23 protein-coding genes and 2 tRNA genes are annotated in these 23782 nt (G+C 68.9%); 14 read left to right on the top strand and 11 right to left on the bottom strand.

Translation table 11 applies throughout. The features are described from left to right. Entirely contained in the window at nt 1–1413 is a 1413-nt protein-coding gene (gene thrC, locus Q0C57_RS03100; protein WP_296571929.1) for a threonine synthase, read from the bottom strand. A 130-nt stretch (nt 1414–1543) separates the two neighbouring features. Here thrC and Q0C57_RS03095 point away from each other — a divergent pair, with 130 nt between their 5' ends. After that, entirely contained in the window at nt 1544–2248 is a 705-nt protein-coding gene (locus Q0C57_RS03095) for an HAD-IA family hydrolase (RefSeq protein WP_296571927.1), read from the top strand. A gap of 6 nt (nt 2249–2254) precedes the next feature. Here the strand turns inward: Q0C57_RS03095 and Q0C57_RS03090 are convergent, their stop codons facing one another. After that, the gene (locus tag Q0C57_RS03090) at nt 2255–3100 is read right to left on the bottom strand and encodes a patatin-like phospholipase family protein (protein ID WP_296571925.1); all 846 of its coding nucleotides are present in this window, start codon (nt 3098–3100) and stop codon (nt 2255–2257) included. A 122-nt stretch (nt 3101–3222) separates the two neighbouring features. On the opposite strand from Q0C57_RS03090, the gene Q0C57_RS03085 reads away from it, so the two are divergent. From Q0C57_RS03085 to Q0C57_RS03075, 3 genes are all read left to right on the top strand, one after another. Further along, a tRNA-Pro gene (locus tag Q0C57_RS03085) sits at nt 3223–3299 on the top strand. 292 nt (nt 3300–3591) lie between these two features. After that, the gene (locus Q0C57_RS03080; protein ID WP_296571922.1) at nt 3592–3906 is read left to right on the top strand and encodes a hypothetical protein; all 315 of its coding nucleotides are present in this window, start codon (nt 3592–3594) and stop codon (nt 3904–3906) included. A gap of 88 nt (nt 3907–3994) precedes the next feature. Then, the gene (locus Q0C57_RS03075; protein ID WP_296571919.1) at nt 3995–4207 is read left to right on the top strand and encodes a hypothetical protein; all 213 of its coding nucleotides are present in this window, start codon (nt 3995–3997) and stop codon (nt 4205–4207) included. Between the two features lie 48 nt (nt 4208–4255). Here Q0C57_RS03075 and Q0C57_RS03070 read toward each other — a convergent pair whose 3' ends face one another. From Q0C57_RS03070 to Q0C57_RS03045, 6 genes are all read right to left on the bottom strand, one after another. After that, nucleotides 4256–4450: a hypothetical protein gene (locus Q0C57_RS03070; protein WP_296571917.1), complete on the bottom strand. Its 195-nt coding sequence runs from the start codon at nt 4448–4450 to the stop codon at nt 4256–4258. A gap of 50 nt (nt 4451–4500) precedes the next feature. Further along, a complete protein-coding gene (locus tag Q0C57_RS03065) occupies nt 4501–5646 on the bottom strand; it encodes a M20 family metallopeptidase (RefSeq protein WP_296571914.1) in 1146 nt (381 codons plus the stop codon). Between the two features lie 9 nt (nt 5647–5655). Next, nucleotides 5656–6438 carry a DUF1499 domain-containing protein gene (locus Q0C57_RS03060; protein WP_296571911.1) on the bottom strand — a complete coding sequence of 261 codons (783 nt, stop codon included), beginning with the start codon at nt 6436–6438 and terminating at the stop codon, nt 5656–5658. Nucleotides 6439–6454: 16 nt separating this feature from the next. Further along, complete coding sequence (locus tag Q0C57_RS03055; RefSeq protein ID WP_296571908.1) at nt 6455–7564, bottom strand: M48 family metallopeptidase; 1110 nt, start codon at nt 7562–7564, stop codon at nt 6455–6457. Continuing rightward, the gene (locus Q0C57_RS03050) at nt 7564–8928 is read right to left on the bottom strand and encodes a DUF898 family protein (protein WP_296571905.1); all 1365 of its coding nucleotides are present in this window, start codon (nt 8926–8928) and stop codon (nt 7564–7566) included. The genes Q0C57_RS03055 and Q0C57_RS03050 overlap by 1 nt, the downstream gene beginning before the upstream one ends. A 90-nt stretch (nt 8929–9018) precedes the next feature. Beyond that, nucleotides 9019–10644, bottom strand: a complete 1626-nt coding sequence (locus Q0C57_RS03045) for a long-chain-fatty-acid--CoA ligase (RefSeq protein ID WP_296571898.1) — start codon at nt 10642–10644, stop codon at nt 9019–9021. A gap of 225 nt (nt 10645–10869) precedes the next feature. On the opposite strand from Q0C57_RS03045, the gene Q0C57_RS03040 reads away from it, so the two are divergent. Both Q0C57_RS03040 and Q0C57_RS03035 read left to right on the top strand, forming a co-directional pair. Further along, nucleotides 10870–10943 (top strand) — tRNA-Gln (locus Q0C57_RS03040). Nucleotides 10944–11107: 164 nt separating this feature from the next. Further along, nucleotides 11108–11434, top strand: a complete 327-nt coding sequence (locus Q0C57_RS03035; protein ID WP_296571895.1) for a hypothetical protein — start codon at nt 11108–11110, stop codon at nt 11432–11434. A gap of 15 nt (nt 11435–11449) precedes the next feature. Here the strand turns inward: Q0C57_RS03035 and Q0C57_RS03030 are convergent, their stop codons facing one another. The 3 genes from Q0C57_RS03030 to Q0C57_RS03020 all read right to left on the bottom strand — a co-directional run bounded on the left by Q0C57_RS03030 (nt 11450) and on the right by Q0C57_RS03020 (nt 13073). After that, nucleotides 11450–11800, bottom strand: coding sequence for a hypothetical protein (locus tag Q0C57_RS03030; RefSeq protein ID WP_296571893.1), 351 nt, complete (start codon nt 11798–11800; stop codon nt 11450–11452). Nucleotides 11801–11994: 194 nt separating this feature from the next. Next, nucleotides 11995–12438 (bottom strand): response regulator, encoded by a 444-nt coding sequence (locus Q0C57_RS03025; protein WP_296571890.1) that lies wholly within the window; start codon nt 12436–12438, stop codon nt 11995–11997. Nucleotides 12439–12611: 173 nt separating this feature from the next. Next, nucleotides 12612–13073 (bottom strand): hypothetical protein, encoded by a 462-nt coding sequence (locus Q0C57_RS03020; protein WP_296571888.1) that lies wholly within the window; start codon nt 13071–13073, stop codon nt 12612–12614. A 537-nt stretch (nt 13074–13610) separates the two neighbouring features. Between Q0C57_RS03020 and Q0C57_RS03015 the strand changes: the two genes are divergently transcribed. The 8 genes from Q0C57_RS03015 (at nt 13611) to Q0C57_RS02980 (ending at nt 23773) form a co-directional block, all read left to right on the top strand. Further along, nucleotides 13611–13985 carry a metalloregulator ArsR/SmtB family transcription factor gene (locus Q0C57_RS03015; RefSeq protein WP_296571885.1) on the top strand — a complete coding sequence of 125 codons (375 nt, stop codon included), beginning with the start codon at nt 13611–13613 and terminating at the stop codon, nt 13983–13985. A 79-nt stretch (nt 13986–14064) separates the two neighbouring features. Then, entirely contained in the window at nt 14065–16290 is a 2226-nt protein-coding gene (locus Q0C57_RS03010) for an ATP-binding protein (protein WP_296571882.1), read from the top strand. After that, nucleotides 16256–16660 carry a response regulator gene (locus tag Q0C57_RS03005; protein WP_296571880.1) on the top strand — a complete coding sequence of 135 codons (405 nt, stop codon included), beginning with the start codon at nt 16256–16258 and terminating at the stop codon, nt 16658–16660. The genes Q0C57_RS03010 and Q0C57_RS03005 overlap by 35 nt, the downstream gene beginning before the upstream one ends. Nucleotides 16661–16850: 190 nt before the next feature. Next, nucleotides 16851–17765, top strand: a complete 915-nt coding sequence (gene hemF / locus Q0C57_RS03000; RefSeq protein WP_296571878.1) for an oxygen-dependent coproporphyrinogen oxidase — start codon at nt 16851–16853, stop codon at nt 17763–17765. A 38-nt stretch (nt 17766–17803) separates the two neighbouring features. Next, the gene (locus tag Q0C57_RS02995) at nt 17804–19438 is read left to right on the top strand and encodes a thiamine pyrophosphate-dependent enzyme (protein WP_296572138.1); all 1635 of its coding nucleotides are present in this window, start codon (nt 17804–17806) and stop codon (nt 19436–19438) included. A 157-nt stretch (nt 19439–19595) separates the two neighbouring features. Continuing rightward, nucleotides 19596–20552, top strand: a complete 957-nt coding sequence (locus Q0C57_RS02990; protein WP_296571875.1) for a tripartite tricarboxylate transporter substrate-binding protein — start codon at nt 19596–19598, stop codon at nt 20550–20552. Between the two features lie 237 nt (nt 20553–20789). Next, nucleotides 20790–22421 carry an alkaline phosphatase family protein gene (locus Q0C57_RS02985; RefSeq protein ID WP_296571872.1) on the top strand — a complete coding sequence of 544 codons (1632 nt, stop codon included), beginning with the start codon at nt 20790–20792 and terminating at the stop codon, nt 22419–22421. An 80-nt stretch (nt 22422–22501) separates the two neighbouring features. Continuing rightward, nucleotides 22502–23773, top strand: a complete 1272-nt coding sequence (locus Q0C57_RS02980) for a DUF3422 family protein (protein ID WP_296571869.1) — start codon at nt 22502–22504, stop codon at nt 23771–23773. Nucleotides 23774–23782 lie beyond the last annotated feature (9 nt).

The following is a 23782-nucleotide window of genomic DNA, read 5'->3' as shown; positions in this document are numbered from 1 at the left end:
TCACGCAGCGCCGGCCACCGCCGCCCGCGTCTTCGCCAGCACATGGGCTTCCACCGCCGCCTGGTCGTTCGGCAGGAGGGTGATGCGCTCCTCGCGCGTCATCAGGTCGCCGAGCCAGAGCGGCAGGGCTGGCCGGGTGCCGGTCGCCGCCTCGACCGCATCGGGGAACTTGGCCGGGTGGGCGGTGGCGAGCACCACGGTCGGCACGGCCGGGTCGGCGGCGACCTTGCGGGCCGCCACCATGCCGACGGCGGTGTGCGGGTCGAGGAGATAGCCCGCCTCCGTCAGCGTCGCCTTCATCATGGCCGAGACCTCCGCCTCGTCGGCGCGGGCGGCGGCGAATTCAGAGCGCATTGCCGTCAGAGGCCCCGTGTCGATGGTGAAGCTCTTCGACTGGGCAAGGCCCGCCATCAGCCGCCGCACGGCACCGGCATCCCGGCCATAGGCGTCGAACAGCAGCCGCTCGAAATTGGACGAGACCTGGATATCCATCGACGGCGAGGAGGTCGGCACCACGCCGGTGACCTCGTAGCGGCCGGTCTTGAGCGTGCGCGCCAGGATGTCGTTGACATTGGTGGCGACCACCAGTTCCGCGATCGGCAGGCCCATGCGCTTGGCGACATAGCCGGCGAAGACATCGCCGAAATTCCCCGTCGGCACGACATAGCGGGCGGCGCGATGCGGGGCGCCGAGCGCCGCGCCGGCGGCGAAATAATAGACGACCTGCGCAACGATCCGCGCCCAGTTGATCGAGTTGACCCCCGACAGCCGCACCTGGTCGCGGAAGGCGTGGTTGTTGAACAGGCCCTTCACGATGGCCTGGCAGTCGTCGAAGGTGCCGTCGATGGCCACCGCATGGACATTGGCCGCATCGACGGTGGTCATCATCCGACGCTGCACGTCCGACACCCGGCCTTCGGGGAAGAGGATGACCACGTCGACCTGGTCAAGCCCCTTGAAGGCCTCCACCGCCGCCCCGCCCGTATCGCCCGAAGTGGCGCCGACGATGGTGGCGCGCTGGCCGCGCGCCTTCAGCACATGGTCCATCAGCCGGCCAAGGAGCTGCATGGCGCAGTCCTTGAAGGCGAGGGTCGGGCCGTGGAACAGCTCCAGAACCCATTCCGACGCGGACAGCTGGACCAGCGGCGTGACCGCCGGATGGCGGAAGCCGGCATAGGCCTCATCGATCATGCGTTCGAGATCGCCACGGGCGATCGCCCCGTCGACGAAGGGGGCGAGCACGCGCTTGGCAACCTCCGCATAGGGCTGGCCCGACAGCGATGCGATGGCCTCCGGCGTCAGGGCCGGCCAGGTCTCGGGCACATAGAGGCCGCCGTCGCGGGCAAGGCCGGCGAGGAGCGCATCGGGGAAGTCCAGCACCGGTGCTTCGCCCCGGGTCGAGATGTAGCGCATGGCAAGGCCTCCACGGCCTGGATCAAGGGTCGAGGCGGGATTAGGCCGCAAGCCCGCCCATGGCAAGCCCGCCGCGGCGTCTGGACCGCTTGTGACCTGCATGTCACATGGCGGGTCTAGGAGCTGCCCCATGACCATTCGCGCGATTCTCTTCGACAAGGACGGCACCTTCGTCGATTTCGACAAGACCTGGGGGCCGGCCGCCTTCCGCGTCATGGACCGCATGGCCCGCGGCGACCGCGGCAAGATCGAGCGGCTGATGCAGGTCTCCCATTTCGACGAGGCCGCCCTGCGCTTCCATCCGACCTCGCCGCTGGTGGCCGGTTCCTCCGCCGACTACGGTCCGCTCTGGGCCGAGGCCATCGGCGTGCCCTTCTCCAAGGCCGTCACCGACGAGATGGACGTGCTCTTCGTCGAGGAGGGGCTCGCCGGCCTGACCCCCATCGGCGATCCCGCCGGGGCGATCGGCGCGCTCAAGGCCCGCGGCCTCGTCCTTGGCGTCGTCACCAACGATTCCGAGAACGGCGCCCGCAGCCAGACGGCGCGGCTCGGCATCGACCACCATTTCGATTTCATCGTCGGCTGGGATTCCGGCCACGGTCGCAAGCCGGCCCCCGGCCAGATCCACGCCTTCCTCGACGCCTGGTCGATGGCGCCCCACGAGGTTGCGATGATTGGCGACAGCCTGCACGACATGCATGCCGCCCGCGCTGCCGGCGTTGTCGCCGTCGGCGTCACCACCGGTCCCCTGGTGCCCGCCGATTTCGCGATCCATGCCGACGTGGTGCTGCCCTCGTTCATGGATGTGGCCGCCTGGCTCGACCGGCGGGCCTGAGCCTCGTCAGTCCCGGCGCCGCGCGAAAGCCTCGCCGTCCTTGAGGCCGAGTTCATAGGCGGCGCGGATCGCCGCCCCGTCGGTCACCGCGAAGCGGCTGGACAGAATCGGCACCGAGGGGCGCACCACCGTGCGGTTCTCCACCGCCGGGATGGTGCCGCCGGCGCGCGTCGTCAGCACCAGCGTTCGCCCGCCGGCCTTTTCCACCGCGGCGATGCGCTCCACCGGCGGATTGTCGACCAGCCCGCCGTCGAGGGCGGGGCGCCCGTTCACCAGCCCCACCGGCATGAAGGGCGGCACGGCCGCCGTGCCCATCAGGGCCGCCACCAGGTCCTCGCGGGTCGCGATCCCATGGGTCGAGACGAAGCCCGCCGTCAGGCCGACATGGCGCCCGGCGCGCGAATGGCCGGCGCCCGTCCAGAGCTTCTCGACCTGATAGGCCGCAATGGCGGCATAGGCGGCGACCAGCGGCGGCATGAAGGCCGGCGGGTGGGTGACCTGGATCAGGATCTCGGGCGCCGCCCGCAGCGCCGCCAGTTCGAGATCGCCGAAGACCTCGGCGATGAGGTCGCGGTAGAGCCCGGCAACGATGAAGGGCGACCGGCCGCGCAGGAGCCGGCGCCACTCCACCTCCCGGTCGATCCCAGCGCAGGCGTCGAGGACGATCCGGCGCACGCGGTCGCCGGCGCCGATCAGCGAGAAACAGGCCTGGAAGGCGCCCGCCGAGACCCCGACCACGATGGCCGGCCTTTGCGGGCTGGCGGCATTCAGGGCGTCCCAGAACCCGCCCTGCCAGTAACAGCGGTTGCCACCGCCGGCGAAGGCGACGGCCTCGAAGGAATGTCGGCTCATGGCGGCAATCTAGGGGGTCGCAGGTGGCGGCGTCGAGACGTCTGGCGGCAGCATCGAAAGGCGGCATGGATGGGGTTGCGCGGGGTCGAAGGCGCCGCTATACACGCGGCCTGTTCGCGAGGCGGAGTGTAGCGCAGTCTGGTAGCGCACCACGTTCGGGACGTGGGGGTCGCAGGTTCAAATCCTGCCACTCCGACCAGCGGAAGCCTTCAGGCCTTCTGGCGGCTTCGTGGACGAAAAGGGCGACCTGCGGGTCGCCCTTTTTCGTTGGGCCACTGTCCCCTCGTCCTCCGGCAAGCGCGCCGCGGGCCGGCTTTCACCGCCTCGACGACTGCGATCTTGTCTGCAAGAGACCGTCGGGACAGCCGTCCATGTAGACACTTTACGCATGACGTTACGTAAACATTAATCCTTTTTTTACCGTGCTGGCCTAGCATTTTCCCCCAAGTGACGTGCAAGAAAAGCACTATTTGACGACGTCGAGGTTCCCCATGCCGCCCGGTGCAACACCCCAATCGAACATCGTCTCGCTCTTCGCCCAGCGCGAGGTCTCGGAAGAGGCGGCAGGGCGCGCCAAGGTGGTACGGGCCTTCGCCGAGGCGACGGCCTCACTGGGGCGCGCCGCGCAGCTGATCGACGAGGGGCCGCTCGACCCGGAGACCAGTCTGGCGCTGGTCCGCAGCGTCAAGGAACTGGTGATCCGCACCTTCGCGGTGAATGCCGCCTATATGGAGGCCGAAGCCGAGACGTTCCGGATGCGGCCCTCCGACATGGTCCTGCTGACCCCGGCCGATCCGCTGCGCTGACCGTCAATCTCCCGGGGGCGCCCGGCCGCCCGTCGCGGAACCGGTGGCGCCCGGACAGCGTTGGTTCTCCGTGTCACGGGAGAGAACCATGGTCGATGACGGCACCAAGATTATTGAGCCCGATCACCGGCAGATGCCGCCGCCGCGCGAGGCTGCACCGGGCGCTCAGATCCTGAAAGCTGACACCGCCCGCAGCGGCCCCCTCGGAAAGCCGGTCCTGCTCGTGCTTGTGATCAGCCTGGGGGCGGCCGTGATCCTGCTCGGCGCCTATCTGATCATGTGGTCGCTGACTGTCCCGTGACTTCTGCTGGCGGGCCACGCCGCCGCCGCACGGTCAGGGCCTGCGCGATCACGCGGTCGCGAGGCGCCGGATTCCGGGATTTTCCGGCGGCGGCGTGACCCGATACTCGCCGCACCAGTCGCTGCGCGCCACCGAGGGCCAGCGCGCCGTTCCGTCGTCACGCGCCGTGGGCGGGTGGGCGCGGCAGACGCCGCCGCTGCGCGGTTCGAAAAAATTCCGGCAATTGCCACACATCTCGGCCATGCCACGCCTGCTCCCTGAGCCCAACGGCGGACAGATTTAGCGGATGCGCCTTACCTCAGGGTTTCCATCAAGCCTGCAAGAACACGGGCCCGTGGCAGGATCGAGGAAACCAAACCATGTTCCTCCAGCGTGTGCGCGCCGGCCCCGTCGATGCCGAGGCCGTCGAGGGTCGGAACCCCGAGGGCGGCGGTGAAATTGCCGTCCGAGCCGCCCCCCGTCATCGGGCAGTCCGCGAGGTCGAAGCCGACCGCATGGGCGACCTGGCGGGCCCGCTCCAGCATGTCGACGATCATCGCGGTCTTCGGATAGGCGGGCCGGTTGATGCCGCCGTCAATGGCCAGCGTCACGTCGGGGTCCACCGGGGAGAGCCCGCGGATCCGCGCCACCATCTCGGCACCGACCTCCGGATCGGGCACCCGCAGGTCGATCTCGGCCGTGCAGGTCTCGGGCGTGACATTGGCCGCCGTGCCGCCCTTGATGAGGCCGACCGTGGTGGTGATGCCGCGCGCGTAATCGGTCATGCCTTCGATTGCGAGGATCTGGTGCGCCATTTCGCGGATGGCGCTGCGGCCGTCCATGTGGCGCGCACCGGCATGGGCGGGCCGCCCGGTGCAGGTGAGGGTGAAGCGGCCGACGCCCTTCCGGGCGGTGACGATACGCCCGCCGTCGCGGGCGGGCTCGGTGACGAGCACATAGGCGGCCCTGGCCGCCTCCTCCTCGATCACGGCGCGGGAGGTGGGACTGCCGACCTCCTCGTCGGGCGTGAACAGGAAGGTCACCGGCCGGGCGGTCGGCACGCCGGCGCGCACCAGCGCCCGGTAGCCGGCGACGGCGAGATAGGCGCCGCCCTTCATGTCGTAGAGGCCCGGCCCGAACAGCTTGTCGCCGTCGCGGCGGAAGGGCAGGCGGCCGGTCAGCGTCCCCTTGGGATGGACCGTGTCGATATGGGTGAGGACGAGGATCGGCTTCTCGTTGGAGGGCTCCGCCGACGACACCTTGAGGATGCCACCATAGCCGTCCCGGCCCTCGCGCCGGTCGAAGACCACGGGCAGGCCTTCGAAGTCCTGCTCGACCGCATCCAGGACGGCCTCGATCCCGCCGACGTCATAGGTCGGGCTCTCGATGGTCACCCAGCGGCGGATGCCCTCGATCACCTCGTCCTCATGGAGGGGAACGGTCGCCGCCTTTATGCTCATGTCAGTCACCTATCGCTCGCGCTGGGCCCGCCGCGCCGCCGCGCGCATCTCGTCCAGGGCGGCGATGACGCGCCGGGCGTTGACGCCGAAATCCTGGCTTCCGTAACGCGACGCCGACCGCATGTCGATCCGGGACCTGCCGTTCACCGTGCGAATGCGGATGACGATGTCGTCGCGGAAGCCGAGCAGCAGCGAGCGGGTCACCATCTCGACCCGGCCCTCGCGTTCGGGCCCGCGATAATCGACCTGGTCGAGCACGGTCCAGCGGCGGTCCTCGACAAGGTCGGTGACGATGGCATTGACGCTCTCGGCGGGCAGGTCGACCTCGATCGGCCGGATCTCGGGATAGAGACGTCGCTGGATGGTGGCGAAGGCCGCCGGATAGGCCACGGGATTGGCGGTCTCCGGCCGCGCCATGGTGGCGATGGAAAAACCCGGGGGATCGGCGAAGTCGGTCGTGATGTCGTTCATCGCCGGAAGACTGAGGCCGATCGGCACCATCGCCGCCGGATAGGCCGTTGCGGCGAGGCCGAGAAGCGCGGCGGCCGCCGCCTGGCGCGCACCGCGATAACCGCTGAACCAGATCGTCGCCCCGGCGATCAGCGCCGCCAGGAGACCCATCCCGGTGATGGCGATGCCGATGGCCAGGGCGACGACCGCCTGCAGCCCGTCGAGCCTGTCCGTTCGTGCCGCCAGCACCGCCACCACCATCACGGCGAGGCCGACCAGCGTGATCCGTAGGCTCCAGACCGCCAGGCGGGAGGTCGGTTCGACGAGGGGAACGCGGCGCATCGTCAGGCCTTCCGCATCAGCTGGTCGTCTGACAGATGCCGCGCAGCGCCTGCCACTGGTCGGGCGTCAGCGCCGGGGACAGAACGGGCCGGTTCTGTGCCAGGCGCCGGATGGCGGCCTCGCGCTCGGCGCTGGCGGGATGGCTCGTCAGCCAGTTGAGCGCTCCCGGCGCGCCGCCGCCGCCGGCTGAGCCGAAGAAGCCGGCGAGGCCCTCCGGATTGCCGCCGCCCTTCAGCATCAGGTCGACGCCGAAGGCATCCGCCTCGCGCTCGGCATCACGCGAGAAGGCGCTGCTGAGCAGCGTGCGGGAGGCGAGGAGGATCGCCGTGCCGCCGGCAAAGTCGCCGAAGATCGTGCCGAGGAGGAAGCCGAGCCCGCCGCTCTGGATCGCCGACTGCAGGCCGTGGCGGAACTTGACGTGGCCGATCTCGTGGCCGAGCACGCCGGCGACCTCGTCCGGCGAGCGGGCGCGCTGGATCAGCCCGCGCATGAGATAGATGTAGCCGCCTGGCAGGGCGAAGGCGTTCACCATCGGGTTGTCGACGACCACGACCTTGAGGGAAACATGGAGGTTGGCGAGTTTCTCGTAGCGGCCGACAAGTTCGGCGAGAGCCGCCAGGCCCGCCGGCGCGGTGCAGGTCTTCATGCCCGAGGGGCCACCGAACTCGGCGCGGATCTGCGGATCCATGGCGGCGCCCAGCCGCGCCTCGACGCTGGCCGGCACGAGCGGCGCGATGCGGCCGGCAATGGCCGGCAGGCCCCAATAGGCGAGCCCCAGCAGCGAGACCACGGCGGCCATGGCCCAGATGACCACCGACCGGGTTTCCCTGCGTCCGGCAGCCTTGCCCGTCAGCGTCAGCGGCGCCCGGGCGGACAGTTCGGCGACGAATACCGGATCGGCGATCTCCAGGCGCGGTTCGGCGGTGGAACCGGGTTCGGGCACCCGCGTCACGGCGAGGCCGCTGCCGCGAAAGCCCTCGATGCGCCGGATGTCGGCATAGGGCCAGGTGGCGGCCACCAGGCCGTCTTGGGAGAAGATCGCCAGACCCTGCGGATGGAGCGAGACCTCCACCGTCTGCCGGCGGCTCACGATCCCGTCGTAATAGGTGGCGGCGACGCTGGGCATCAGGCACCGAACCCGAAGTCGACGGCGTCGCCGAGACTGTCGCCCATGGCCGAGGCGTCGACATTGTTGGCACGGACCGCGTCCAGGGCGGCGAGGTTGAGGACGCTCAGCGACCGCAGCCGGGCCCGCTGCAGCCTGAGGTCGATGAGGAGCTGCTTGGCGATCCACAGCGAGCCGATGAAGACCATATAGACGAGCACCAGGAGCACCACGCCCGTCACCCCCGCGACGGGGGAATCGAAGGTCAGGTCGTCGCGCGCGAAGGCCACCGCGGCGATGCCGCCGAACATGACAAGGCCGACGATCGCCATGAGGACGACGATGCCGAACATGGCGAGCCCGCCGAGGACGAAGACCCGGTAGGAACTGCCGATGCTGAAGGTCGAGGCCAGCGCCGCGCCGCCGATCCGCGTGCCGTTCATCCGCCAGCGGAAGACCACCGCAGAGAAGGCCGGAAACAGCAGGATCGGGATGGCGATGGTGAGGATGCCCGCGCCGGTCAGCGCGGCGAAGGCGAGGCCCGTGGCCGACCGCCGGCTGATCACCCCGTCGTCGAGGGCGGCGAAGAGCTCGCGCCAGATATCCGCCGGAATGGCGGCGAGTACTGACCCGATCATCAGCAGCGGCAGGCCGAGGGCCAGGATCCACAGGAGAATGCCGCGCTTCATCAGGTCGCCGGCGGTGCCGACGAAATCGCCCTGGGCATCGCCAAACCAGGTGGCGCGCATCTTCAGCCGCTCCATGATCGTCGCCGCCCAGGGATAGGCGAGGCCGAGCGACAGGATCACCAGGATCCACAGTCCGAAGGCCTTGAAGGCATAGGACCAGGCCGAGCCGGTCATCCGCAGCCTGAGGCCGCGGAATGCGGTGCGGGTCAGCCGGTAGCGGCGGGCGGCATAGACGGCGAACTGCCCAAGCAGCAGGTAGAGGACGAAGACCACGAGGGTGACGACAATCTCCGCCTGCGGCAGGCCGAGCAGCACGAAGAAGGAGGCCGCCTGGATCGGCACCAGGATGGCCAGCGCGATGAGGAACCCTTTCAGCAGTTCCAGGCCGCGCCCGGTATAGGTGATGTCCTCGCTGCCGACAAAGCTGTGCGCCCAGTAATAGCGCCGGATCTCGGTGATGAACCAGAACCGGTAGATCCCGAGGGTCACCACCTGCAGCAGGAAGCCCTTGACCAGCAGGCCGAACAATTCCCCCGCCCGGCCGGTGAAGCCGACCGCTGTCGTGGCGGGCGTCGCCCGGACCGTGCCCGGCACCGAGGTCGTCGATGCCCGCTGCTGCTGCGCCTGTTCCGCCGCCGCCATGGCCGCGGCGGCGGATCGCGGTCCCCATGGCCCGGGCTGGGCTGCATCGGTCATCTCATTCTCCGGCGGCATCGGCTGGCCCATCCTAGCGTCGCGCAGGTTGCGGCGCCACGCCGGGATGACCGCATCACCGTTGCAGGACGGTCACGCCGGGAACCGGTAGGCCTTGAACTGTTCGCGCAGGGTGGTCTTCTGGATCTTGCCTGTGGCCGTATGCGGGATCTCGTCCACCACCACCACGTCGTCGGGCATCCACCACTTGGCGATCTTGCCCTCCATATAGGCGAGGATCGCCTCGCGCGTCGGCGTGCGGCCAGCCTTCGGCACCACGATGAGCAGCGGCCGCTCGTCCCACTTCGGATGGACCACGCCGATCACCGCGGCCTCGGCGACGTCGGGATGGCCGACCGCCAGGTTTTCCAGGTCGATGGAGGAGATCCACTCGCCGCCGGACTTGATGACGTCCTTGGAGCGGTCGACGATCCGCATATAGCCGTAGGGATCGATGGAGGCGACGTCGCCGGTGTCGAAGAAGCCGTCGGCGTCCAGGATGGCGCCGCCCTCGCCCTTGAAGTAGGAGCCCGCGATGGCGGGGCCGCGCACCATCAGACGGCCGAAGGCCTTGCCGTCACGCGCCAGTTCGGTGCGCGCGTCGTCGACGATCTTCATCTCGACGCCGAAGGGCGGGTGGCCTGTCGTCTCCTTGATGTCGAGCCAGGCATCGCCGGTCAGGTCGGCATATTCCGGCTTCAGCGAGCAGAGCGTCCCGATCGGGCTCATTTCCGTCATGCCCCAGGCATGCATGACCTCGACGCCATAGATGTCGCGGAATTTTTCCGTCACGGCGCGCGGGCAGGCCGAGCCGCCGATGATCACCTTGGTCAGGTCGGGCAGCTTCTGCCCGGTCTTTTCCAGTTCCTGCAGCAGCATCAGCCAGACGGTCGGTACCGCCGCCGAATGCGTCACCCTGTAGGTTGTCAGGAGTTCGGCGATCGAGGCGCCGTCCATCTTGGCGCCGGGCATGACGAGCGAGGTCCCCGCCATCGGCGCGGTGAAGGCCAGCGACCAGCCATTGGCGTGGAACATCGGCACCACCGGCAGCATCACGTCGCGCGACGACAGGCCCAGCATGTCGGGCGCGTTGCACATCAGCGAGTGGATGATGTTGGAGCGGTGGGAATAGACCACGCCCTTGGGGTTTCCCGTCGTGCCCGACGTGTAGCACATGCCGGCGGCGGTGCTCTCGTCGAAGCTCTTCCAGGCGAAGTCGTCGTCGACCTCGTTCAGCCAGTCCTCGTAGGCGACGGCGTTGCGCAGGCCCGTCTGCGGCATGTGCGCCCCGTCGGTCAGCACGACGAAGCGCTCCACCGATGGCAGCTTGTCCTGCAGCTTCTCCATCAGCGGCACGAAGGTGAGGTCGACCAGCATCAGCCGGTCTTCCGCGTGGTTGGCGATCCAGGCGATCTGCTCGGGAAACAGGCGCGGGTTCAGCGTGTGGTAGATGGCGCCGATGCCGGTGATGCCGTACCAGACCTCCAGATGCCGCCATGTGTTCCAGGCCACTGTGCCGACGCGGTCACCGAGACCGATGCCGTCCTTCTCCAGCCGCTTGGCGACGCGCAGCGCGTTGCGCCGGATGTCGGCATAGGTGGTCTCGACGATCGGCCCCTCGATGGAGCGCGAGATCACCTTGCGGCCGCCGTGATAGAGCCCGGCATGATCGATGATCTTCGGGATCAGCAGCGGCCAATCCTGCATCAGGCCCAGCATGGTATCCTCCACGGCGATGCGCTGGCCGAACGGATGCCGGCCGGTTTCGCGCGAAACCTAGTGCAGGAGGGCGCGCGCCGTCCACTGTCCGCGGCTTGGCCGTTCGGCAGGCAGGACGGCCCGCAATGTCTCCACAGCGCCCGTTGAACCCGGCGGATCACATCGCTATGGTCCCGCCCGCCTGCTTCGCCCGCTGCTTCGCGCCGCGCCGGGGCAATCCGGCTTTGGGTCGTCGTCTAATGGTAGGACTCGGGTTTTTGGTACCCGCTATCTAGGTTCGAATCCTAGCGACCCAGCCAACGCCCCTGGTGATTCCGGGAAGGCGAAGCCTGTGCATCGCCCACGGCACAACCTGGCCCCAGACCTGGCCGCAGCGGAACCTCCCAGCGTCCTTCCACGTTCCACAGCCATCAGGTTCTCGCGGCGTTCGTCACGCGGAGCCGACACGCCGGGAACGACAGCGATGAACCGACACCTTTGCCAGGGCACGGCGGCGGGGCTCCTCGCTCTCGTGACGCTGGCCTCCGAAGTGCATGCCGAGCGCCGGTCCGTGCCGCGGGTCTGCACCGCCGACACGCACCAGAACGTCATGGTTTCGCGCAACGGCGCCCCCGCCTCCGACCGCGTCCTCGCCCTCATCGAAGGCAATCTGCCGCTCTATGCGGTCGATCTCGCCCTGGATGCGAGGCTCCAGGGCGAGGTGACCGCCCGCCAGATGGAGATTATGCGGGCCGTCGCCGCGGAACTCGGCATGGATGCCGAAGCAGGCGCTCCCACCGGCACCGACTGAGGCCGGGGCTTCCGGTCAGCGGGCGCAGATCCGGAAGTCGCTGCCCTCCCAGCAGGCCCGGTCGCTGACCGACCGGCGGGCCGTGCCCCAGCGCGAATTGATACCGTCGCGCGTCAGACCGCGGACCTCCGCCAGCCCCGGCTCGATGACGGAGACCGACACCATCAGGATCGGCCCGAACAGCGCGCCCTGGCCACCGCCGCGCGGCGACAGGGCGAAGGAGCCGTTACGACCGTCGGGGGTGAAATCGCAGATCCGGTCGAGCACCACCCGTCCCGCCTGTTCGATCCGGCAGCCGGCGTCGCGGGCGGCTGCGGCGCCTGGCGCGAGGAGGAGGGCGAAGCAGACGAGGGCGATGCGAATCATGCGGATCTCCGAGGGGTTCTGGGGCGGGGGGGGGGACCAAAGGCTCTGCCTCAGGACGGGCCCCGGCATCAGGCCGGCCGCCGGCGCTCCGATGCTCTCCCCGCGGCGACCATCGGTCGGCCTGCGGCGTGAATGCGTGGCACGCGCCTGACCAGGGGGGACGCCGGATGGTGTCAGCCGCAGCCCTGCGTCCTTCAGGCTGCGGCGTGGCGGGCCGTGCGCTGCCAGTAGTCGACGATCGCCCCGATCATTTCCCGATAGCCACCCAGCGACGAGGGCTTCCGGAACATGGCATTGGCGCCGAATTCATAGGCGCGGTCGACGGCCAGGGGCGATGCCGTGCCCGAAATCACGATCACCGGGATGTGGCGCAGATGTTCGTCGCGGCGCAGCGACCTCAGGAAATCGAACCCGTCCATTGCGCCCAGCTTCAGGTCGAGAATGATGATATCGGGATCTTCCGGCAGGTGCGGATTGTCACCCCGCGCCTCGGTAAAATGCAGGCGCGCCAGGGCTTCCTCGGCGGAGCCGAATGTCTCGAAAGCGCAATCGGGAATCCGCTCCTCGAAGAACTGCAGCATGAACCCGATGTCATGAAGCTCGTCGTCAATGATCATGAGGCGAGTCAACTGCCGCATGCCAGTCTCCAGCGGAATCGGGTGCTCTCGCCGCGAGGCTACTATGGAATGACCGCGACAGGTGGGTAGCCAGGTAGTGTATGCTTGGTGATGCCTGTCCGATCATATTCCGCAAAAAGGCCAGCCCCGCTCCCGCAGGAACGAGGCCGGCCCGTCAATTCACGGCAATCGGCTTATTCGCAGATGCGCACGCGACGGCGCTCCGGGCCATAGGGCGTGTCGACCCAGCGACGCTCGATCCAGCATTCCCGCGGGCCATAGCTCCGGCGATAGTCGTCCCGGTAATAGCCGTCGCGCTGCGAGGCCGCCGCGGCGGCAGCGCCGCCGATGATCAGGGCCGCCGCGCCGAGGCCGATGGCCGCGCCGACATTGCCGCCCCCGCGTCCGCCGCGGAAACCGGGTCGACCACCGCCGCCGGGGCGGGGACCGCGAAAGCCAGGGCCGCCGCGGAAACCACCGCCGCGACGCTGCTGCATTTCGACCGGCGAACGGTCGGCGTCGAGGGACGACACCGGCGCCGTGTCGATGAGCGAGGCGGCCCGCGCCGCCGAGGACGGCAGTCCGAGGGTGAGGCCGGACGCCAGCATCGTGACGGCGAAGGCGGCAGCCAGACGGCTGCCTCGGATGATGGTCATGGTGAACTCCACTACCTGGACGGACGTACCTCCGTCAGGGCCGACGCGACGGTCGCGCCTGAGGTGCGCCAGCACCTGCCCGCATGGGCACCGGCACAGTGTCAGATTACGATGGGAGATGCGAGCGTTAAAATCCCGTGCTGGTCGAAAACCTTAGTCGGCATGATGACGTTGCGCGGAAGGTGGTGAGCATCCGTAAGTTGTGCGGCGCATCATCGGAATCGCGATATCATGGTCCCGACTCAGTCTCCCTGCGTGATGAGCCTGTGTTTGCAAGGCCCAGTCTTGCAGTGATCGTTGTGCCCGGGGGAAGTCCTTGTGGCTGCCTTCTGCACCGGGCGGTTGTGGGGAGGCTCCGGCACTGGCGGTCGCGCCCGCTCCGGCCGCGGCCTCACCGACCTGTGCGCGAGCGGGCGGTATGAATGATCAACATCTTAATGATATAGGGTTTTCTGGAGCCCTGGCCGGACGTTCGGCCAGTCAGCCGGCGCATGTCGGAGACGGCGATGCGCGGCGGGGCACACGGGAGACGCGGAGATGGCAGCGGGAATGGCGAAGGCGGTATCGGTCGACTGGCGAGCCGCCGAGGACCTCTCCACTGCGACCGTGGGTCTCGCCGACAAGGCGCGTGATGCCAGCAGGTTCCTCAAGGCGCTCGCCCATGAGAACCGCCTCGTGCTGCTCTGCCTGCTGTCGGAGAAGGAGCGCTCCGTCGGCGAACTGGAGACGATCCTCTCCCTGCGGCAGCCCACGGTGTCGCAGCAGCTTGCGCGCCTGCGCCTCGAAGGTTTCGTCTCGACCCGCCGCGACGGCAAGACGATCTACTACAGTCTCGCGAATGACGATGTGCGGCGTGTCATCAGCGTCGTCCACGACATCTTCTGCGGAACCGACGAGTCGCCGGGCGGCTGATGCCGTCGCTGGCGCCGCAACGACGGTCATAATGCTATAACCGCCGCGGAGTGGCGCGAATCGGACGTGGCGGGGCGACGTGGACGGCGCAGTCAAGGAACGCTCGCTGGCGATCTACCTGGCCGCCTTCGCCGCAGCCCTGACCGTGCCCCTGCTCCTGCTCGCCGCCTTTCTCACCTGGCGCTTCATCCAGGCGGAGGGCCGCCAGCTCGAGGCCGGTGCTCTGCAGCGCAGCCAGAACGTTGCGGCCGAGATCGATCGCCTGCTGTCCTCGCGCCTCGACATCCTGCGCGTCCTGGCGACATCGCCAGCCATCGACAGCGGCGATGTCGCCGGCTTCGACGCCCAGGCGCGCGAATTCGCCGCCATGGGCATCGACATCCGCCTGCGGCGCCTGGACGGGCAGCTGCTCGTCGATACCAGCACGCAGCCGGGGAGCCCCCTGCCGCGCTGGTCACTCCTCGCCCCGATCAGTGCCGCCATCACCGGCAAGGCGCCGGTCTTCTCCGACCTTTTTGTCAGCCGCGGTACCGGCACCTTTGCAGTGGCGATCTTCCTGCCTGTCATCCGCGGCGGTGAAGTCGTCTCCGTCGTGTCCACGACCTTCACGCCGGAGGTCTTCACCCGGATCATGGCCGATTTCGGCGTCGCTGCGCCCTTCTACGCGACCCTCGCCGACCGGCAGGGGCTGATCATCGCCCGCTCGTCCCGCCATGTCGAGTTGATGGGCCGGCCCCTTCCGGCCTTCGACATGCTGACGGGGAGCGGCGGCACCTGGCGTGGTGTCAAACCCGACGGGGTCGAGGTCTCGGCCCTCTACAGCCGCCTGTCATCCTCGGGCTGGCTCTTGTCGCTCGGCGTCGACGTCGCGGCGCTCGACCGGGCGCTCTGGCATTCGCTGGGCTGGATGCTCGTGGTCGCGGTCGCCCTGATCGCCGTCGCGACCGTCATGGCGACGCTCATCGTCCGGCGCCTGGCGGACGCCAATGCCACCATGGCCGATGCCGCCGTCGCCATGGAGCGCGGCCAGCTGACGGTGGTGCCGCGCACCGGCGTCGCCGAGGTCAATCGGGTCGGCGAGGCTTTCGGACGGGCCTCCGTCCAGCTGCATCTCCAGGCCTCGGCCCTCGCCCGGGCCAACCGCGAGCTTGAGCAGCGGGTCGAGCAGCGCGGGCTGGAACTCCGGGCCAGCGAGGCGCGCTACCGGCTGCTCGCCGAGAACGCCCGCGACATGATCCTGCTGCGGACTGTCGAGGGGCGCATCTTCTACGCCTCGCCCTCGGCGACGCGGCTCGTCGGCTACACCGCCGACGAACTCATGGAGGTACGGCCCGTCACCCTTGTCCATCCGGACGATTGGGAACGGGTGGAGGCGATCAACCGGGCCATCGGCGAGGGCCGCGATCTCGGCTTCAGCATCCACCGGTTGCGCCACAAGGAGGGACACTGGGTCTGGATCCAGGCGGCCTACAGCCGCATCGACGGCGTCGGTCCGCACGAGCCCAACATCATGGTCGTGGTCCGCGACGATACCGAGCGGCAGGACCAGGAGACCAAGCTCCGGCAGACCAACGAGGCGCTGCGCCAGTTCTCCGCCATCGTGTCGCACGACCTGCAGGCGCCGCTGCGCCACATCAACATGTTCTCAGACATGCTGAAGGTGAGGATCGGCGAGACCGATGCCGAGGCTGCCGGCTATGCGGCCAACATCATGGCCAGCGTCGAGCGCATGCAGCGACTGATCCGCAGCCTGATCGCCTACACGCAAGTCGCCTATGCCGAGGTCAAACGCGACGAGATCGATCTCGCCGCCGCGGTTCGCGAGGCCGTCGCCCTGCTTGATGCCGACATTGCCGCCGCCGGCGCCACCATCAAGGTCTTCAACCTGCCGCAGGTCGCGGGTGACGGCGACCTGCTGGCGCGGCTGTTCCAGAACCTCGTCGGCAACGCCATCAAATACCGCGGCGAGGAGCGGCTCGTCGTCAAGATCCGCGCCCGCCCGGCCGGCCGGACATGGGAGATCAGCGTCGAGGACAACGGCATCGGCATCGACCCGCTGTACAGCGAGCGGATCTTCGAGATTTTCCGCCGTCTGCACCGCGACGAGAGCCGCTATCCCGGCCTCGGTCTCGGCCTCGCCCTGTGCCGCCGTATCGTCGAAAGCCATGGCGGTGAAATCTGGCTCGACAAGGACTGGCCGAAAGGCGCACGCTTCCAGTTCACGCTGCCCCGGCAGCGGGACGAGAAGACCCGCCCAGCAGGAGGAGACGATGCGCGATCCCGGCCGGAAACTGCTGATCGTTGATGACGATCCCAACGAGGTCCTCTTTCTGCGCAACGCCTTCGCCGCGGCGCCTGTCCCGCTGGAGATCAGGCACGCCGACAGCGGCGAGGCGGCGCTCGCCGAGATCACGCGCTTCAATCCCGATCTGGTGCTGCTCGATCTCAACATGCCCGGGATGGACGGCCACGACGTCCTCCTGCAGATCCGCAGCGATGAGGTCACCCGCGGCCTTCCGACCCTGATCTTCTCGTCCTCGGAAAGCAGTACCGACATCCGGCGCTGCTACCGCGACCATGCCAATGCCTATGTGGTCAAGCCGCGCTCCTCCGACGGCTACCGCGCGCTCGCCGAGAGCATCGAGCGCTTCTGGTACGATAGCGCCCGGCTGTGAGACGGGCGGGATGCCGCCCGTCGTCGCCCCGCCAAATCCCGCCCCGCCAAATCCCGCCCCGCCAAATCCCGCCCCGCCAAATCCCGCCCCGCCAAATCCCGCCCCGCCAAGTCCCGCCCCGCCAAGTCCCGCCCCCTTGCCGTCCGACAGGCTTGAACGCGACGTTCCAAGGGCGCTAGATCGCAGGGCCATGAAGACACAGAACGCTCCCCGTCCCGATCCCTCGCCCATGCCGCCCGACCTGTCCGACCGCAAGGTCAGGGCCCGAACCTGGTTTGAGAGCCTGCGCGACGACATCTGCGCCCGCTTCGAGGCGCTGGAGGACGATCTGCCCGGCTCCACGGCGCCGGCCGGCCGCTTTTCCCGCAAGCCCTGGACGCGCACCGACCATACCGGCGCCGATGGCGGCGGCGGTGTGATGAGCATGATGGCGGGACGCGTCTTCGAGAAGGTCGGCGTCCACTGTTCCAGCGTCTACGGCGAGTTCGCGCCCGAGTTCCGCAGCCAGATTCCCGGCGCCAGCGAGGATCCCCGCTTCTTCGCCACCGGCATCTCGCTGATCGCCCATCCGGTCAATCCGAACGTGCCGGCCGTGCACATGAACACCCGCCTCGTCGTCACCAGCCGCATGTGGTTCGGCGGCGGCGCCGATCTGACGCCGGTCCTCGACCGGCGGCGCAACCAGACCGATCCCGACACGCTCGCCTTCCATGCGGCGATGCAGGGCGCCTGCGACGGCCACGGGGTCGCCGACTACGCCCGCTTCAAGGCCTGGTGCGAGGACTATTTCTACCTGCCGCATCGCAAGGAGCCGCGCGGCATCGGCGGCATCTTCTACGACTATCTCGACAGCGGTGACCGCGACGCCGATTTCGCCTTCACCCAGAATGTCGGCCGTGCCTTCGCCGAGATCTATCCGCAGCTGGTGCGGCGCAATTTCACCACGCCCTGGACGGAGGCCGACCGCGACGAACAGCTCGTCCGCCGCGGCCGCTATGTCGAGTTCAACCTGCTGCACGACCGCGGCACGGTCTTCGGCCTGAAGACCGGCGGCAATGTCGAGAGCATCCTGTCGTCCCTGCCGCCGGTGGTGAAATGGCCGTGAGCGAAAAAGCCGCAACACCGAATGGCGGGTCCGTGCCGATGACCGGCGGCGAGGCGATCGTCGCGGCACTGATCGCCAACGGAGTCGATACGGTCTTCGGCCTGCCGGGCGCCCAGATGTATCCGCTTTTCGACGCCCTGGCCCGCAACACCGACCGGATACGCACCGTCGGCGCCCGCCACGAGCAGGCCTGCGGCTACATGGCCTTCGGCTATGGCCGCTCGACCGGCCGGCCCGGCGTCTATTCCGTGGTGCCGGGCCCCGGGGTCCTCAACACCACCGCGGCGCTGGCCACCGGCTGGGGTTGCAACACGCCGATGGTCTGCCTCACCGGGCAGATCCCCTCCGGCTTCATCGGCCGGCGGCGCGGCCATCTGCACGAGATCGCCGACCAGCTCGGAACCCTCACGTCGCTGGTGAAATGGGCGGCCCGGATCGAGCGGCCCGCCGATGCGCCGGCCCTCGTCGCCGAGGCCTTCCGTCAGGCGCAGTCAGGCCGGCCCGGCCCTGTGGCACTCGAAATGGCCTGGGACGTCATGGCCGGAGCCGAGGACGTGCCGCAGGCTGCCGCCGCGGTGCGCGACACGCCGCCGAAGCCCGACCCGCTGGCGGTGTCCCATGCCGCCAATCTGATCCGCGCCGCCCGCTGCCCGATCATCATGACCGGATCGGGGGCACAGGATGCCGGCCCGGCCATCGCCCGCCTCGCCGAGCGCATCGGCGCGCCGGTGGCGGCCTTCCGCGGCGGCCGCGGCGTCGTCGACGAGGCCGGCCCCTGGGGCCTGTCCTCCTATGCCGCCTTCCGGCTTTACGGCGACTGCGACCTCGTCATCGGCATCGGCACGCGGCTCGAAATGCCGACCATGCGCTGGGCCAACATGATGCAGGTAACGACCCACCTCGACGGCGGCCGCTCGCTCATCCGCATCGACATCGATCCCGCGGAAATGGGCCGGCTCGAGGCCGATGCCGGCATCGTCGCCGACAGCGGCGAGGCCGTCATGGCGCTGCTCGCCGCCCTCGACGGACACCGCGCCGTCGACAACCGCGCCGCGATCGAAGACGCCCGCGCTGCGGCCGCAGAGGCGATCCGCATCGTCCAGCCGGAGATCGATTATCTCGACGTCATCCGCGACGTCCTCCCCGCCGACGGCCTGCTCGTCGAGGAACTCTGCCAGGCCGGCTTTGCCAGCTATTTCGGCTATCCCGTCCACCAGCCGCGGACCTATGTCTCGACCGGCTTCCAGGGCACGCTGGGCTATGGGTTCCCGACGGCGCTGGGGGTCAAGGTGGCCCATCCCGACAGGCCCGTGGTGGCGATCACCGGCGACGGCGGCTTCATGTTCGGCGTGCAGGAACTGGCCACCGCGGTCCAATATGGCATCGGCCTCGTCACCGTCCTGTTCAACAACGAGGCCTACGGCAATGTCCGCCGCGACCAGGAGACCCGCTACGGCAACCGGCTGATCGGCGCCGATCTCGTCAATCCGGATTTTCCGGCCCTGGCCAGGGCCTTCGGCATCGACACGGCGAGCGTCGCGTCGCCGGCCGCGCTGCGGCCGGTGCTGGCCGCAGCGCTGGCCAAGGGCGCGCCGGCCCTCATCGAGGTCAAGGTCGCCCGTGGCTCGGAAGCCTCGCCCTGGCCCTTCATCCATCCGGTCAGGGCCTATTGAGCGGCACCGCGCGCCGGCCGGGCAGGGAGCGCCGGTGGTGACGATCTAGACAAAAAGACCTATCATAGGAAAATTGTCGTTGACAGGAAGGGGTGCCGTTGCTAGGATGCGGCCGTCGTGCAGTGATGGGCGCAACGACAGGGAGCGGGAGGGGATCATGGATCGCAGGCATTTCATCGCAGGAGCAGCGCTGGCGCCCTTCGCGGCGGGGGCCTCCCGCGCCCAGTCCGGTCCGCTGCGCTTCATCTTTCCCTTCGCCGCCGGCGGGGCAGGGGACGCCCTGACCCGTATCGTCGCCGACGAGGTGGGGCGGGCGCTGAACGACACGGCCATCGTCGAGGCGCGGCCTGGCGCCGGCGGGCAGATCGGTACCCAGGCGGTGATCAATGCGCCGGCCGATGGCCGCACCCTGCTGCTGACACCGGTGGCGCCGATCATCATCCACCCGATCATCTTCCCGCAGCTGCCCTACGACCCGTTCCGCGACCTCACGCCGATCAGCCTGGTCACCACCTTCGACTTCGCCCTGGCCATCAACCCGGACACGCCGGCGAAGACGCTGACCGAACTGGTCGCCTGGATGAAGCAGGATCCGCGGCGGACCACCTACGGTTCGCCCGGTGTCGGCAACCTGCCGCATTTCTTCGGGGCGCTGATGGCCGAGACGATCGGCGTACCGATGCAGCATGCGCCCTATCGCGGCTCGGCGCCGGCCCTCAACGACCTGCTCGGCGGCCAGGTGCCGATGGTGATGACGACGACCTCGGACGTCACCGAACTGGCGCGGGCCGGCCGCATCAGGGTTCTGGCGGTCTCGGGCCGTGAGCGCTCGCCTTTCCTGCCCGACGTGCCGACCTTCTCCGAAGCCGGCATCCCCATTGTCGGCAGCGCCTGGTACGGGCTCTACACCAAGGCGGGCGCGCCGGCCGAGACGATCGCCCGTGTCGGCCGCGCCACCATGGCGGCGATGCGCGATGCCGGCGTCAGGGAAAAGGTCCTGCGCCTCTCCATGGTGCCGTCCGGCTCGACGCCGGAGGATCTCGCCCGCATCCAGAAGGAAGACCACGAGGCCTGGACGCCGGCGGTGAAGGCCTCGGGGTTCAAGCCGAGCTGAGGGGCAGGTCGGCTCGCCGCCTGGCCTGACAGGTTCACCGCCCCCTCCGTCATGCCCGGGCTTGTCCCGGGCATCCACGAATTTCTTGATGGTGCGGTGTTCAAGTCGTGGATGGCCGGGACAAGCCCGGCCATGACGCAGAGGGCGGCTCATGCACCCCGCGGAGCCCCCAGCTACCTTGTTTGCCCTGCCATCCCGTCGCACTGTCCGCCCTCAAGTCCGACCCGAGTCCATTCCATGCCGCACGCCGACAAGAACGTCCTCTTCATCATGTGCGACCAGCTCCGGTTCGACTACCTGAGCTGCTACGGGCATCCGACCCTGCAGACGCCGAACATCGATGCGCTGGCCGCCCGCGGCGTGCGCTTCACCCGGGCCTATGTCCAGTCGCCGGTCTGCGGCCCCTCGCGCATGAGCACCTATACCGGCCGCTACATGCGCTCCCACGGCTCCAACTGGAACAATTTCCCCCTGCGCATCGGCGAGCCGACCCTCGGCCAGCACCTCAAGGCCCTCGGCGTGCGCAACGTCCTCGTCGGCAAGACCCACATGACCGCCGACGACGAGGGCATGGAGCGCCTCGGCATCCCCAAGGGCTCGGTCATCGGCGTCGAGGCGGCGCAATGCGGCTTCGAGCCCTATGAGCGCGACGACGGCCTGCATCCCTCGCGCCCCGGCGCAGCCCGGCCGGCCTATGACAAATACCTCGAGGATCATGGATTTGCCGCCCGCAACCCCTGGGAGGACCGGGCCAATTCCGGGATCGGGCCGGACGGGGAGAAGCAGAATGGCTGGCTGCTCGCCCATGCCGACAAGGAAGCCAACATCCCCGAGGAACATTCCGAAACGCCCTACATGACCCGCCGGGCCATGGACTTCATCCGCGAGGCCAAGGGCGACGGCCGCCCCTGGTGCCTGCATCTCTCCTACATCAAGCCGCACTGGCCCTATATCGCGCCCGCGCCCTACCACACCATGTTCTCCGAGGACGACGTCCAGCCGGCCATCCGCTCGGATCTGGAGCGGCAGAACCCGCACCCAGTCTACGGCGCCTTCATGGACATGCGGGTGTCGCGGAACTTCTCCCGCGAGGAGGTGCGCCGCCGCGTCATCCCCGCCTATATGGGCCTCATCAAGCAGATCGACGACCAGCTCGGCGTGCTGTTCAAATTCCTCGATGACGAGGGCCTCACCGACAAGACCATGATCGTCTTCACCGCCGACCACGGCGACTATCTCGGCGACCACTGGCTCGGCGAGAAGGACCTGTTCCACGAGGTCTCGGTGAAGGTGCCGCTCATCATCGTCGATCCCTCGCCGGAGGCCGCGGCGGCCCGCGGCACCACCTGCGACGCCCTTGTCGAGGCCATCGATCTCGCGCCGACCTTCATCGAGCATTTCGGCGGCACGGTGCCGCGCCATATCATCGAGGGGCGGTCGCTGAAGCCCCTCCTGCGCGGGCAGAAGCCGCTCGACTGGCGGCAGGTGGCGATCTCCGAATACGACTATTCCATGCTCGACTCGCGCCGCACGCTCGGCCGCGGCCCCGACGAGTGCCGCCTCTTCATGGTCTTCGACGGCCGGTTCAAATATGTCCACGCGCCAGGCTTCCGCCCCATGCTCTGGGACCTCGCGACCGACCCGCAGGAATATCGCGACCGCGGCGACGATCCCGACTTCGCCGCCGAGCGCGAGCGGCTGAAGGAACATCTCCTCGCCTGGGCCCTCACCGATCACAACCGCATCACCATGCCGGACGCCGCGATCGAGACCTATGGCCCGGCGCGGCAGCTGCGCGGCGGCATCCTCATCGGCTACTGGGACGAGAAGGAAGTGGAGGAAGCCCGCAAGGCCTATGGCATCGAGTGACGCAGCCTCGCGCCGCCGCTTGCCAAGCCGGCGGGGCGGGGCTCCAATGTCGTCTTCCCTCGCCCAAGGACGCGCTCCCCGTGAGTCTTGATTTCGCGCCGCATCCGCTCCGCCGCCAGGTGCTGGATGAACTGCACGCCCGGCCGTTCCAGCTGGTGGAGACGCCGCGCCGGGTGCTGCTCCATGCCTTCGCCACTGCCGAGATGCCGGTGGCGCAGGAGCGCGCTGCGCTTGCCGCCTGGTGCACGGCCACCGGCGCCGCGCGACCGGATGACGGTGCCAATTTCCATCGCGCGGTGTTCCCGACGGCGCGTCTGCGGTGGGAACGGCACAGCGAGTTCTCCACCTATGGCTGGGACGTGCCGGCGCCCGGCAGCGATCCCTTCCACTGGCCGCTGCCGCAGCCGAGCCCGGTGGGCGGGGCCGTCGCCGCGCCAGGGTCGCTTCTGGTCGCCATCGACCTTGCCCTGGTGCGCGCCAGCGCCCTGCCGGCCGACTGGCAGGGGCTGTTCGATCCGGCATCCCTGTGCGTGTCCGGGGCCATGGACGGCGCCGCCACCATCGCCACCGATTTCCGCCAGGACTCCCGCGGCTATACCCGCATTCTGGTCATCGACCATGCGCTGACCCCGGCGGTGGCCGGCGCGCTGGTGCAGCGGCTCCTCGAGGTCGAGACCTATCGCTGCTTCGCCCTGCTCGGCCTGCCGGAGGCCCAGCGCATGGGCCCCATCATCGGCCGCATCGAACGCGAACTCGTGGCGGTCGCCGGCCGAATGAAGACGGCGACGGGCCTGGAGAGCAATGCCGCGCTGCTCGACACTCTGGTCGCCCAGGCCGCCGAGCTCGAGGCCGAGGCCGCCCTGTCGAGCTTCCGCTTCGGTGCGACGCGGGCCTATGAGGCGCTGGTGCGCTCGCGTCTCGCCGTCATCGGCGAGGCGCCGGTCGAAGGCCATTCCACCTGGGCGGCCTTCCTCGACCGCCGCTTCGCGCCCGCCATGCGTACCTGCCAGACCGCGTCGGACCGCCAGGCCGAACTGTCGCTGAAACTCACCCGCGCCGCCAACCTGTTGCGCACCCGCGTCGACATCGCCCTCGAACAGCAGAACCGCACCTTGCTGGAGACCATGTCCGAGCGCGGCCGGCTGCAGCTCCGCCTGCAGCAGACGGTGGAGGGGCTCTCCATCGCCGCCGTCTCCTACTACGTGCTCGGCCTGCTCGGCTACCTGTTCAAGGGCGGAAAGGATTCCGGAGTCCTGCCCTTCGAACCGACGGTGGCGACTGCCGCGGTCCTGCCCTTCGTGGTGCTGGTCATGGCCCTCGTCGTGCGCCGCATCCGCACCCGCGAGGACTGACGGCATGGC

It is taken from the genome of Phreatobacter sp. (genome assembly GCF_022843985.1).
Classification (GTDB): domain Bacteria; phylum Pseudomonadota; class Alphaproteobacteria; order Rhizobiales; family Phreatobacteraceae; genus Phreatobacter.
The sequence above is the reverse complement of the archived record's forward strand: the minus strand, read 5'-3'. Positions and strand labels throughout refer to the sequence as shown.

Excerpts from the sequence above, each read along its gene's own strand:
- Q0C57_RS03025 (WP_296571890.1), bottom strand. The coding sequence starts at position 12,438 with ATGCGGCAGTTGACTCGCCTCATGATCATTGACGACGAGCTTCATGAC.
- Q0C57_RS03045 (WP_296571898.1), bottom strand. The coding sequence starts at position 10,644 with ATGCTGGGCCTGATGCAGGATTGGCCGCTGCTGATCCCGAAGATCATC.
- Q0C57_RS03015 (WP_296571885.1), top strand. The coding sequence starts at position 13,611 with ATGGCAGCGGGAATGGCGAAGGCGGTATCGGTCGACTGGCGAGCCGCC.
- Q0C57_RS02985 (WP_296571872.1), top strand. The coding sequence starts at position 20,790 with ATGCCGCACGCCGACAAGAACGTCCTCTTCATCATGTGCGACCAGCTC.
- Q0C57_RS03080 (WP_296571922.1), top strand. The coding sequence starts at position 3,592 with ATGCCGCCCGGTGCAACACCCCAATCGAACATCGTCTCGCTCTTCGCC.
- Q0C57_RS03065 (WP_296571914.1), bottom strand. The coding sequence starts at position 5,646 with ATGAGCATAAAGGCGGCGACCGTTCCCCTCCATGAGGACGAGGTGATC.
- Q0C57_RS03050 (WP_296571905.1), bottom strand. The coding sequence starts at position 8,928 with ATGACCGATGCAGCCCAGCCCGGGCCATGGGGACCGCGATCCGCCGCC.
- Q0C57_RS03035 (WP_296571895.1), top strand. The coding sequence starts at position 11,108 with ATGAACCGACACCTTTGCCAGGGCACGGCGGCGGGGCTCCTCGCTCTC.
- Q0C57_RS03055 (WP_296571908.1), bottom strand. The coding sequence starts at position 7,564 with ATGCCCAGCGTCGCCGCCACCTATTACGACGGGATCGTGAGCCGCCGG.
- Q0C57_RS03030 (WP_296571893.1), bottom strand. The coding sequence starts at position 11,800 with ATGATTCGCATCGCCCTCGTCTGCTTCGCCCTCCTCCTCGCGCCAGGC.
- Q0C57_RS03005 (WP_296571880.1), top strand. The coding sequence starts at position 16,256 with ATGCGCGATCCCGGCCGGAAACTGCTGATCGTTGATGACGATCCCAAC.
- Q0C57_RS03090 (WP_296571925.1), bottom strand. The coding sequence starts at position 3,100 with ATGAGCCGACATTCCTTCGAGGCCGTCGCCTTCGCCGGCGGTGGCAAC.
- Q0C57_RS02990 (WP_296571875.1), top strand. The coding sequence starts at position 19,596 with ATGGATCGCAGGCATTTCATCGCAGGAGCAGCGCTGGCGCCCTTCGCG.
- thrC (WP_296571929.1), bottom strand. The coding sequence starts at position 1,413 with ATGCGCTACATCTCGACCCGGGGCGAAGCACCGGTGCTGGACTTCCCC.
- Q0C57_RS03095 (WP_296571927.1), top strand. The coding sequence starts at position 1,544 with ATGACCATTCGCGCGATTCTCTTCGACAAGGACGGCACCTTCGTCGAT.
- Q0C57_RS03070 (WP_296571917.1), bottom strand. The coding sequence starts at position 4,450 with ATGGCCGAGATGTGTGGCAATTGCCGGAATTTTTTCGAACCGCGCAGC.
- hemF (WP_296571878.1), top strand. The coding sequence starts at position 16,851 with ATGAAGACACAGAACGCTCCCCGTCCCGATCCCTCGCCCATGCCGCCC.
- Q0C57_RS03060 (WP_296571911.1), bottom strand. The coding sequence starts at position 6,438 with ATGCGCCGCGTTCCCCTCGTCGAACCGACCTCCCGCCTGGCGGTCTGG.
- Q0C57_RS02995 (WP_296572138.1), top strand. The coding sequence starts at position 17,804 with ATGACCGGCGGCGAGGCGATCGTCGCGGCACTGATCGCCAACGGAGTC.
- Q0C57_RS03020 (WP_296571888.1), bottom strand. The coding sequence starts at position 13,073 with ATGACCATCATCCGAGGCAGCCGTCTGGCTGCCGCCTTCGCCGTCACG.
- Q0C57_RS03075 (WP_296571919.1), top strand. The coding sequence starts at position 3,995 with ATGGTCGATGACGGCACCAAGATTATTGAGCCCGATCACCGGCAGATG.